Source organism: Frankia sp. AiPs1, assembly GCF_023716945.1.
In the GTDB taxonomy this organism is placed as follows: domain Bacteria; phylum Actinomycetota; class Actinomycetes; order Frankiales; family Frankiaceae; genus Frankia.
The window spans coordinates 1-1,462 of the sequence record NZ_JAMQQF010000923.1; the positions used below are offsets into that span (position 1 = coordinate 1).

1 protein-coding gene is annotated in these 1,462 nt (G+C 74.2%); it reads left to right on the plus strand.

The window, feature by feature from the left end:
* On the plus strand, positions 1-1,462 hold a 1,462-nt coding region (locus ND748_RS31905; RefSeq protein ID WP_251749996.1), incomplete at both ends, for a CoA transferase.

Below are 1,462 nucleotides of genomic sequence, written 5' to 3' on the forward strand. Positions count from 1 at the left end.
GCTGGGCCGCGGCGGTGCCGGCGAGGTCGGTGCCGGCGAGGTCGCTGCCGGCCGGGGGCGGGCGGTGCTGGTCAGCGGGCTGCACGCGACGGCGGCGATGCAGGCCGCGAGTCTCACCGACGCCGAGGGGATCATCCGCGCGAGCCAGCCGGGAGGCGGCGGCTCGTCGCCGAACTACCGGCTCTACCGTTGCTCCGACGACCGCTGGCTCTACCTCGGCGCACTCACCGAGCCGCTGTTCCTCACCGCGCTCGACGTGCTCGACCTGTTCGAGGTGCTGACGATGCCGGGCGTGGACGGCTCGATGCTGAACATGCTGCGCCCCGGCGTCGGCGCCCCGGTCGTCGAACGGTTCGCGGCGAGGTTCGCCGAGCAGCCGCTGGCCCACTGGGAGCGGCTGCTGACCGACGCCGGGGTGCCCAACGCCCCGGCGCAGACCCGCGACGAGTGGTGGGCGGGCGACGTCGTCGCGTCGAACGGGATGCGCCGGGTGCACGCCCATCCCGATCTCGGCCCGGTGGAGGTTCCCGGCGATCCGATCCGGTTGAGTCGCACCCCGGGGGAGTTCTCCCACCTACCGAGTGCGCAGGCGTTCGTCGACGTCGCGGACGTCTGGACCGATGCTCGCCGCGGCGGCGCGGCACCCGACCCCGTGGCGGCCGGGGAAGAACCGCCGGCGCCGCTGGCCGGGCTGCGCGTGCTCGACCTGGGCAGCTTCGTCGCCGGGCCGTTCGGCTCGACGCTGCTCGCCGACTACGGCGCCGAGGTCATCAAGGTCGAGGGACCCGGCGGCGACCCCTACCGGATCTACACCGTCTCCTTCCTCGCCTTCCACAAGGGCCAGGACGACATCGTGGTCGACCTGAAGACCTCCGACGGCCGGGACACGTTCCACGACCTGGTGCGCAGCGCCGATGTTCTGCTCGACAACGTCCGCCCCGGCGTGCGCGAGCGCATCGGCACCGACTACGCCACCCTCGCCGCGATCAACCCGCGGCTCGTGCGTGGCACGGTCACCGCCTGGGGCACCGGCAATCCGCTGAGCGCCACCCCCGCCTTCGACCCGCTGCTGCAGGCCCGCTCCGGGCTCATCGCCGCCCAGGGCGGCGCCGATGCCCCCTGCCAGAGCGCCATGCTCGTGCACGACATCGGCACCGGATCGCTGGTCGCGTTCGGGATCCTCGCCGCGCTGTACGCCCGGCGCCGCGACGGGCTCGGCCAGGAGGTCGTCACCACGATGGTGAACTCCTCGGTGATGATGCAGGCCGGGGAGTTCGTCCGCCACGCCGGCCGGCCCGCCCCCGCGGTGGGCGGCCACGAGTACGTCGGCGACACCGCGGTGCACCGGCTGTACCCGTGCGGACAGGGCTGGGTGGCCGTCGCCGCAACGACCCCCGAGCACGCCGCCGCGCTCGTGACCGCGCTCGGTGAGGGTTCGCAGGTCGACGCCGCGGCGCTGCTG